This window comes from Amycolatopsis rhizosphaerae (assembly GCF_007713715.1).
Lineage (GTDB): Bacteria > Actinomycetota > Actinomycetes > Mycobacteriales > Pseudonocardiaceae > Amycolatopsis_E > Amycolatopsis_E rhizosphaerae.
Map to the genome: position 1 here is coordinate 1 of NZ_VJWX01000330.1, position 8,038 is coordinate 8,038.

At 72.4% G+C, this 8,038-nt stretch carries 7 protein-coding genes; 3 read left to right on the forward strand and 4 right to left on the reverse strand.

Features of this window, described 5'->3' with window-relative positions:
* Nucleotides 1-515, forward strand: a 515-nt coding sequence (locus FNH05_RS26150) for a homocysteine S-methyltransferase family protein (RefSeq protein ID WP_186382743.1), incomplete at its 5' end; no start/stop codon positions are given.
* A gap of 149 nt (nt 516-664) precedes the next feature.
* The gene (locus tag FNH05_RS26155) at nt 665-1,474 is read left to right on the forward strand and encodes an SAM-dependent methyltransferase (protein ID WP_246127944.1); all 810 of its coding nucleotides are present in this window, start codon (nt 665-667) and stop codon (nt 1,472-1,474) included.
* A 130-nt stretch (nt 1,475-1,604) separates the two neighbouring features.
* Here the strand turns inward: FNH05_RS26155 and FNH05_RS26160 are convergent, their stop codons facing one another.
* From FNH05_RS26160 to FNH05_RS26170, 3 genes are read right to left on the reverse strand one after another with little or no spacing between them, the layout of a single operon-like run.
* Complete coding sequence (locus FNH05_RS26160) at nt 1,605-2,528, reverse strand: UbiA family prenyltransferase (RefSeq protein WP_144591373.1); 924 nt, start codon at nt 2,526-2,528, stop codon at nt 1,605-1,607.
* Nucleotides 2,516-3,757, reverse strand: coding sequence for a cytochrome P450 (locus FNH05_RS26165; RefSeq protein ID WP_144591374.1), 1,242 nt, complete (start codon nt 3,755-3,757; stop codon nt 2,516-2,518). Before FNH05_RS26165 ends, FNH05_RS26160 begins: the two co-directional genes overlap by 13 nt.
* Nucleotides 3,757-5,322, reverse strand: a complete 1,566-nt coding sequence (locus FNH05_RS26170) for a prenyltransferase/squalene oxidase repeat-containing protein (protein ID WP_342781620.1) — start codon at nt 5,320-5,322, stop codon at nt 3,757-3,759. The genes FNH05_RS26165 and FNH05_RS26170 overlap by 1 nt, the downstream gene beginning before the upstream one ends.
* 242 nt (nt 5,323-5,564) lie before the next feature.
* Between FNH05_RS26170 and FNH05_RS26175 the strand changes: the two genes are divergently transcribed.
* Nucleotides 5,565-6,470 carry a proteasome assembly chaperone family protein gene (locus tag FNH05_RS26175; protein ID WP_144591375.1) on the forward strand — a complete coding sequence of 302 codons (906 nt, stop codon included), beginning with the start codon at nt 5,565-5,567 and terminating at the stop codon, nt 6,468-6,470.
* Between the two features lie 171 nt (nt 6,471-6,641).
* Here the strand turns inward: FNH05_RS26175 and FNH05_RS26180 are convergent.
* Nucleotides 6,642-8,038 (reverse strand): carboxylesterase/lipase family protein (locus FNH05_RS26180; protein ID WP_425458490.1); only part of this gene is annotated, 1,397 nt, incomplete at its 5' end.

The window sequence follows — 8,038 nt, forward strand, 5'->3', positions numbered from 1 at the left end:
GCGTCGCCGCGCTGACCGCGTTTCACCGGCCCCGTGCGGGGATCCTGGCCGAGGCCGGTCCCGACCTGCTCGCGCTGGAGACGGTGCCCGATGTCGACGAGGCCGTGGCGATGCTCGCCGCGATCGACGGGCTGGGCATCCCCGCCTGGCTGTCCTACACCATCGACGGCGAGCGCACGCGGGCGGGACAGCCGCTGGAGGAGGCCTTCGCGGTCGCGGCGGGCCAGGAGCAGGTGATCGCCGTAGGGGTGAACTGCTGTGATCCAACGCACGTCCCACGAGCGCTGGAGGTGGCGCGGGAGGTGTCCGGGAAGCCCGTGATCGCCTATCCGAACAGCGGTGAACGCTGGGATCCGGTCCGCGGTGCGTGGACGGGACCCTCGCGGTTCCGGCCGGAGTCCTTGTGCGGCGCGGATTTCGCCGGCGGCTGCTGCCGCGTCCGTCCCGCGGACATCGCCGCGCTCGCCGCCGCCTGCCGCGACCGATCGTTACCCGCTGTCCTTGTGCGACGCTAGTTCGTGAAGCGTTTTTCCTTCCCCTGGCGGCGAATACCCAGGGGTAACCACCGCGCCATACCGCACCTCGTGGCAGTAGACTCGCGAGCCTGCGCGCTGAAGATCCATCACCGCGTTGTGGGACTTGACCACGAGGAGAAGTACCTGCAGTGGCATCGCCTATCGAGGCACCCGGATTTCGCGGTGCGACCAGCTACCCGAGCATGGCGCGGATCAACGACCACTGGCTCGAGGGGTCCTGCCACGGGCAGGCAGATCGCGATTACGCGGACCAGATCGTGGTGTGCGCACCGCACATCCCCTACCTGGTGCGCGCGTCCCGCCAGCTTGTCGGGCGCATGGTCCGCTACCTCATGGACCAGGGGGTGCGGCAGTTCCTCGACCTCGGTTCCGGCATCCCGGCCAACCGGCACGTGCACGAGGTGGCGCAGGAGGCCGACCCGGACGTCCGTGTCGTCTACGTCGACCTGGACCCGCGCGTGGCCGCCGACGGCCGCAGGCTCCTCGAAGGCAACGACCACGCCGCCTTCCTCGAGGCCGACATCCGCGACCCGGACGCCGTCCTGAACCACCCCGACTTCACCCGGCTGATCGACCTGGAGCAGCCGGTCGGGGTGCTGATCATCGAAACGCTGCTGTACCTGCCGGACACCGACGATCCCGCCGGGCTGGTGGCTTCCTACCTCGACCGGCTGCCGTCGGGCAGCTACCTGGGCATGTCGCACTGTGGCGAGGACGAGCAGCTGCGGAAAGGGCTGAACATCTTCAGCCGCATGTTCGGGACCCCGCCGCCGGTCACCCTGCGCGAGCGTGAGGAGTTCCAGACCTTCTTCCACGGCCTGGAACTGGTGGACCCCGGGGTGGTCCAGGTGACCCTGTGGAACCCGCTCACCGAAGAAGACATGGGCCGCAATCCCGAGCTGGCGCACATGTACGCGGGAATGGCCCGCAAGAACTAGAGGCTGGCACGCCCCTTGGCCCCCGGAGGGACTGGGGCAGGCCGTGAAGGGTCCCTTCACAGTCGAATCGACTGTGAAGGGACCCTTCACGGCCAACACTCACGCCTCACGGCAACCGCGGCCCGGTGCTTCAGGCGGCCAGGGCGACCACGGTGATCAGCACTTCCCCGAGGGTGACCACCGGCATCGTCCGCTTCAGCATGCCCTTCGCGTCCGGCAGTTCGCCGCGCCGGACCCCGGGCAGCCGGGACCAGACCATGCCCAGGAACACCGCGTGCGCGGCGATCCCCAGCAGGCACCACGCGAGCCCGTAACGCCACCACAGGCCCCAGCCGAGCAGGACGACCCCGGCGAGCAGGAGACCGCAGGCCAGCAGCAGGGCCCGGGCCGGGCCGTACCGCACGGTCGGCGTGCCGATGCCGTCGGCGGTGTCGGCGGCGAGATCCGGCAGCGCCCACCACACGGTCCGACCGACGGACAGCACCGCGGCCCCGGCGAAGACCAGCCACACCGCCGGTTCCGGCCAGGCGGCGACGGCGGTGAAGGCCAGCAGGCAGGGCAGGCCCACGGACGCGACGCCGAACGCGACCGACCCGGCGAGCGCGCGCTTCTTGAGCCGGACCGGTTCGACGTTGTACAGCAGTTGCGCCGCCACCGTGGCGGCGGCGAAGGCCGACGGCCACCAGTGTCCCCAGGCCGGCCCGATCACCACCGTCAGCGCCACCCCGGCGGCCATTTCGGCGTTCGCCCAGGCCAGTGCGCGGCCGCGGCCCACGCGGCCGGCGGCGTCGGCGAGATAACCCTTCTCCCGGTGGTGCGAGTCGGTGGGCATGTCCACGGCCACGTTGAAGGCGAGCGGAGCCACGATCAGCAGCAGGTTCGCCACCACGGCCAGCACGGCGGGCCCCGCGGGCAGCCCGGCAGGACCGGCGGCGGGGGCGGCGAACAGACAGCCCCAGCTCGCGTAGCAGACGTAGTTGACCGGCAACGGGAACTGCAACCGGTGCAGGACGGCGAAATCGGCCGCGCTCATCCGGCCCGCTAGGCCAGGCACGAGGAAACCTTCATCCGCAGCCTCGGGGACGGCGCCATCGCGTGGCCGCGCAGCTGGGGCACTCCCGCACGCGGGTTCACACAGCGCACCTCGCGGCGGCGCAGCAGCGCGGCCACGATCATCCGGACCTCCACCTGACCCAGCTGGCTGCCCAGGCAGTGGCGGGTGCCGCCGCCGAACGGGAAGTACACCGACGACGGGACCTTCCGGCCGAGGAAGCGCCGCGGGTCGAAGCGCTGCGGTTCGGGGAAGGAGTCCGCCCGGTGGTGGGCCAGGTGGATGCTCGGGGTGAGCACGGTGCCCGCCGCGAGCGTCTGCCCGTGGTACGGACAGTCCTCGGTGAGGACGCGGTTCCCGGCCGCGGGCACCGGCGGCGTGATCCGCAGTGTCTCCTGCACCACGGCCTGCAGCAGCGGCACCTCGTCCGCGGCGAACCCGTCGGCGCCGGAGGCCAGTTCCGCGAGCACCTCCTGCCGGATCGTGTCGTGGCGGTCCAGCCAGTACAGCGCCCAGGCGGCGGTGGAGGCGGAGGTTTCGTGGCCGGCGAACAACAGCGAGACGATCTGGTCGCGCAGTTCGCCGTCGTCGAGATCGGCGAACGGGCTGTCGTCCTCCAGCAGCCTGCCCGCCAGCGACTCCGGGTTCTCCCGCGCGGCCTCGCGGGCACCGCGCACCAGCAGCCGTTCCAGCTCCGGGTCCGGCAGCGGCAGGCCGCCCTTGAGGAAGCGGTAGGCCAGGGTGCGGTAGTGCGAGCCGAGCGCGCGGTCCATCCACGCGGCGAAGGGCGTCAGCAGCGCGCCGTCGGCGTGCCCGAACACGATCCGCCCCATGATCTTCAGCGTGACGCGGCGGGTCCAGTCCGCGAGGCCGAACTCCGTTCCCTCGCCCAGTTCGTCGATCTCGTCGTGCACGGTCCCGGCCACCAGGCCGCGGTAGGCGGCGAGCCTGCGTCCGCGCAACGGCGTGCCCAGCACACGGCGGTAGGCGGTGTGCCGCTCGCCCTGCTGCCACAGCAGCGACCGTTCGCCGAGCAGGGGCCGGAACGAGCGGCTGCCCGGATGGTGCAGGCCCTGGTCGGCGCGGAAGAGCCGCTCGACGGCGTCCGGATGCCAGACCAGCAGGCGCCGCTGGGGCTCGGACCGCAGTTCCAGCAGCCCCTCGGCGCGGTGGGCCTGTGCGTCCATGAACGCCAGTGGACGCAGTGCCAGCCGGAGTTCGGTGCGATTCATCAGGCCGTCCGTTCGGGCTGTCCGGTTTCCCAGCGGCCGGTCAGTGCCGCCACGCGGGGATTGGTGCGGGCCAGGTGCAGTGCGGCGATGGTCTCGGCCCGCACGATCCTGGCCGGGGTGTACAGATCCTTGTCGTGCCACAGCGGCGGCGTGCGGGCGAGGTCCCCGCCGAGCAGGTGGGCACAGCCGCGCGCGGCGGCCCGCTCGACCGCGGGGTCCGGGCGGCCGGCGCTGCCGCGCAGCAGGATCTGCACCGCGTAAGCGGTTTCTTCCGGCGTGCTCTCCCAGTATCCCCACGAGCCGTCTTCGCGCTGGTTGTCCAGTACCCAGCGGAGGGCCTTACGGATCGCGGGCGTGGGCTCCCCGCAGCCGGCCAGTGCGACCACGCAGCACACCGTGGCGTAGTAGGGGGAGGCGTGCCATTTGTCCGTCCAGCTGCCGTCTTCCTGCTGCTGCCCGCACAGCCACGACACCAGGCGCACCATGGCCCGCTCGATCCGCGCGGTCCGCTCAGGGTGCGCGATGAAGGCCTGCAGGACGTGCGCGTTGGTGGACACCGAGGGGGTGCGCTCCTCGGGATAGGTGCTGAAGTGGTCGTCCGCCTGGAACTCCCACAGCGGGTCGATCGGTTGGGGCGCACCGAGATTCGCCAGCGCGTGCAGGGCGGTGGAGGTGTCGTCGGCGTCGGGCGGCAGCCCGGCACCCCCCGCCACGCCCGAGGAACCGCACGCCGCGCGCAGCCCGTCGACGAGCCCGGCGGGAACCGACACCGGCAGGCCCACGTCGGTGAAGGTGGCCAGCACCCAGGCGCGTTCGAAGATGTCGAGCGGGGCGGCGACCGGGACCGGCCCGCCGTGCCGGGCCTGCAGCACCTCCAGGTAGCGCACTCCGGCCTGCCGTGGCGCCGGCACCGCACCGAACCAGGCGGCGGTGGCCGCGGGAGAGCAGCCGAGACCGAACTCGCCGGGGCTCGCGAACGGCGCGCGCCGTGCCGCCGGTCCCACCACTTCCAGGGAATGCCACAGCTTTTCCGGCAGGACCTGGCCCCGGGCGACGGTGTCGCGCAGGTGGCCGAGCAGTTCGGGATAGGTGCCGGGCGGGCAGGGCAGCCGGGCCCCGGCCGGGGAAATCTCCAGCCCCGGCAAGGGGTTGTCCTCCAGCGCGGCCAGATGCGCGTTGATCTCCGCGACCAGGTGCGGCACCAGGATCTCCACCGCCACCGTGTCGGGCAGCGTGACCGCGCGCCCGGGCGCCAGGCGCAGGAACAGCGCCCGCAGCCCGTCGCGCGCGGCGGCGGCCACCGCCGGGGCCGGGGTGCGCCGCGATTCCGAGAGCAGGGCCTCGGTGGCGCTCAGCGTCGGGAGCAGGGCGTAGTCGTAGGGTGCGCCCCAGCTGCCGTCGCCGTGCTGTTCGTCCAGCAGGTAGCGGATCCGGCCCCCGTGCCCCGCCAGCGTGGGCGCGAGCGCGACGATCCTGGCCGTTTCGTAGAGCGAAGGGGAGAAGTCCCCGTAGGGATCGGCGGACATCTCGTCGAGGAGCTGCTGACCCTGACTCGCCAGATTCACCGGTCACTCCCGATTCAGCGACGGACGTGCCCAGCCGGCCACCGCCGCGGATCGCGGCCGCCGGGGTGGAGGGAGGCCTAAAGTATCATCACCCGCCGGCTTTGTGATCATGGTTCCTCCTTCCGGCCGAGCGGAGGCCGCGGACCGGACGGGAACACTCCGGCCGCCGTCACGGGATGAATCCGTCGTTGCCCTGTGTTCATCCCGTTGAAGGAAAGAATCGTGAAGGGGCACGGGAGGCGATGGTGTTCGATCCGGAGGAGCTCTACGAGGTGGACTCCGGGCTTCCGGAGCTGAGCGGGGCGGTGCTGCTGCACCAGCTCGACGGGTTCATGGACGCCGGCATGGCGGGGCAGGTCGTCACCGGGCATCTGGTGGACCGGCTGGAGAACACCGTGGCGGCGCGCTTCGACGTCGACCGGCTGATCGACTACCGGGCCCGGCGGCCGATGATGGACTTCGCCGCCGACCACTGGGAAAGCTACGAAGCGCCGCAGCTGGCGGTGCGCCTGTTCCACGACGAGGCGGGCACCCCGTTTCTGCTGCTCGACGGTCCGGAACCGGATCGCGAATGGGAGCGGTACGCGGCCGCGATCCGCTCACTGGTCGAGCGGTGGGAGCTGCGGATGGTGGTGTCCTACCACGGGATTCCGATGGGCGCCCCGCACACGCGCCCGCTCGGTGTGACCGCGCACGCGACGCGGGCGGAGCTCATCGGCGACTACCAGCCGGTGCTCAACCGCCTGCAGGTGCCCGGCAGCGCGTCGGCCCTGGTCGAGCTGCGGCTCGGACAGGCCGGGCACGACGCGGCCGGTTTCGCCGCGCACGTGCCGCACTACCTGGCCCAGTCCCGGTACCCGGCGGCCGCGCTGACCCTGCTCGGCTCGATCTCGCGGCTGACCGGGCTGTCCCTGCCGGACGAGGCGCTGGTCGAATCGGCCCGCCGCACCGACGCGGAGATCGAGCGCCAGATGGCCGAGTCCGACGAGGTGGCGGAGGTCGTGCGCGCGCTGGAGAGGCAGTACGACGCCTTCGTCGAGACGGTGGACAAGAAGAACCTGCTCGCCGAGGAGATCACCCGGATGCCGACCGCGGAGGAGCTGGGCGCCGAGTTCGAACGCTTCCTCGCCGAACAGCAGGGGGACTAGCCGGAGCCGCACCGCTGCCGCGGTCCGTGTCCCACCTTCCGGCGCTTGTGTCCCACCTTCCGGCTTCCGAGTTCCACCTTCGGGCACCTTTGCCGCGACGCCGCCCGTGCGAGCGTGGAACTCGCACGCCCGAGCGTGGGACACAAGCGCCTGAGCGTGGGACACAAGCGGTCAGGGGGTGGTCGACGGCCGCGGCGAGCGGGCCGGTCCGGACCAGCGGACACCGGCGGGGGAGCCCGGGGTGTGCGGTGGCCAGGACCCCGCGGCCTCCGGTGAACCGGTCCTGGCGAAGGACAGCCAGGACGCGCGCAGGAGTTCGCCGAGTGCCTCCACCTCCGGCCAGTCCGCCCCGGCCAGCATCGGCGCGCCAGCCCACGCCGTCTCCCCGCCGAGCAGGAACGGCAGTTCCACGCAGTGGCACGCGCCGTAGACGGAGTCCGGGGCCGCCCAGTCGAAGCGGTAGGTGAACACGCGTCCGCCCGCCTCGGCGAGCTGGTCGGCGAACCGCAGTGAGGGCCGTTCGAACACCCAGTGGGTCGTGGTCTTCTTGACCGCCTCGACCCCGCGGCGCAGCACCGGCAGCGCCTCCAGGCGCACGACGCCCGGCTTTCCGGTGAGGAAGGTGGCCATCTCGTCGCGGGTGGTCCCGATGATCACGTCGACGTCCCGGGCGGCCTCGGCGGCACTCGGGAGCCACCGGCCCGGACCCGGCAGGGGACCGGCGGCGGTGGGGCAGAACGGCGGAACCGAGTACAGGCCGCCCGGCCCCGCCGCCCGCACGATCGCCGCCTGCTGGGCGGCGAGGATCTCTTCCACGGGGGCGGTCCGGGGATCGGCGCGCAGCGCGGCGGTGAAGTACCGGGCGATCCGGCTCGCGGTCCGGGCACCGGCGGGCTTCAACCCGAGCGGGGGGCTCTGCAGGATCGCGCGGTGGAACAGTCCGCGCGCGGCCGGCGCCGCCATCAGGCAGGCGATCGAATGGGCGCCCGCGGACTGGCCGAACACCGTCACCCGCCGAGGGTCGCCGCCGAACGCGGCGATTTCGGCGGCCACCCAGCGCAACGCGGCGATCTGGTCCAGCAGTCCGAGGTTGCCCGGGGAAACCCCGTCGAGGCGCAGGTAGCCCAGCGCGCCGAGCCGGTAGTTGACACCGACGACCACGACGTCGCCTTCGAGGGCGAGCTTGGCGCTGTCGTAGAAGCCGAGCGAGCCGGCGCCGGTGGTGTACGCGCCGCCGTGGATCCACACCAGAACCGGGCGCCTGCCCTCGGTGCCGGGGGTGGTCACGGTGAGGTTCAGGCAGTCCTCGCTCTGCACGAGCCCGGACCCGGGTTCGCCCATGACCGCACCGGCCCGGTACGGCGGCTGGGGACTGATCGGGCCGTGGCGGGTCGCGTCGAACACCCCGTCCCAGGGCGCCACGGGTTCGGGGGGCGCGAAGCGCGCGGCGCGGGCGAAGGGCACGCCCCGGAACACGGTCAGCCCGTCGGCGGTGCGTTCGCCCCGGAGCTGTCCACTGCTGATCAACACCACATCGGTCACTTTAATCCCGCGGCGGGCGGGGAAAG